The sequence below is a fragment of the Anaerosporobacter sp. genome, from assembly GCF_965301125.1.
Genome location: NZ_CBDLAM010000297.1, coordinates 1 through 515, shown reverse-complemented (window position 1 = coordinate 515; position 515 = coordinate 1). Strand labels below are relative to the sequence as shown.

The following is a 515-nucleotide window of genomic DNA, read 5'->3' as shown; positions in this document are numbered from 1 at the left end:
GATGATTATAAAGAAACTGGTAGATTTATATTAGCAGAAGTGACCTACGTATTGAATGATATTAATTATGTGAAAGATGGATATGTTGTTCTTGGGATAAAACCCTGTACAATTACTAAAGAAGAATTGAAAGAATACGAAGTTTTTGATTGATTGTATATATGTATACCGTTCCTGTTTGAACAGGAGCGGTATTTTTTATATATAAACTATAGAACGTAGCTAGCGATAGTATGTCCAATCTTAACGATATCACAGTTTCCTGTAAACTCGAATTTAACTTTACCTAATCCGCTAAAGTAGATTTCAAGTTCTGAATCCATATCGAATACACCAGATGTTTCTACAGAAAATGCTTGAATTTTAGAATATGGAAGAGAAGTGAAATCTTTTTTCTTTCCTGTGAAGCCTTGTACATTTAGTGCGATAACACGTTTATTTGTGAATGTTACAGAATCTCTGAGAGTGTAAATGATTTTGTGTAAACCTCTTGGATTGACGTAAAATACTCAAAG

2 protein-coding genes are annotated in these 515 nt (G+C 31.7%); one reads left to right on the top strand and one right to left on the bottom strand.

Annotated features, from left to right (window positions below; all coding sequences use genetic code 11):
- On the top strand, window positions 1–153 hold a 153-nt coding region (locus ACW2QF_RS18980; RefSeq protein ID WP_455717588.1), incomplete at its 5' end, for a DUF3850 domain-containing protein.
- Window positions 154–209: 56 nt separating this feature from the next.
- Here ACW2QF_RS18980 and ACW2QF_RS18975 read toward each other — a convergent pair.
- On the bottom strand, window positions 210–473 hold the full coding sequence (locus ACW2QF_RS18975; RefSeq protein ID WP_455717587.1) for a PH domain-containing protein: 264 nt from the start codon (window positions 471–473) through the stop codon (window positions 210–212).
- Between the last annotated feature and the right edge of the window lie 42 nt (window positions 474–515).